Consider the following 269-nt stretch of genomic DNA (forward strand, 5'->3'; position numbering starts at 1 on the left):
GCCCGGGCGAGGGGCTCGCCGCGTCAGAGGATGAAGTCGTCCCGGATCAGGTCGAAGCCGCCCACCGGCTTCACCAGCACCTCGAACTCGGCCGTGGAGTCGGAGTCGAGGTTGACGCGCACGTCCACGTAGCCGTTGTCGAGCTCGACGATGCGGACTTGGTTGGCGCCCGTGAACGCCCCGGTGCCGCGCCACGCCAGCGTCCCGGAGTAAAGGTCCGACAGGTCGATCCGGTCGCCGATCTCGAAGTCCTCGATGCGGTCCTCGGC

At 68.8% G+C, this 269-nt stretch carries 1 protein-coding gene; it reads right to left on the reverse strand.

The features are described from left to right. Nucleotides 1–23: 23 nt before the first annotated feature. Nucleotides 24–269 (reverse strand): type I secretion C-terminal target domain-containing protein (locus C1X29_RS28590; RefSeq protein ID WP_146023317.1); only part of this gene is annotated, 246 nt, incomplete at its 5' end.

The organism is Pseudomonas sp. GW456-12-10-14-LB2 (assembly GCF_002884345.1).
Lineage (GTDB): Bacteria > Pseudomonadota > Gammaproteobacteria > Pseudomonadales > Pseudomonadaceae > Aquipseudomonas > Aquipseudomonas paraglycinae.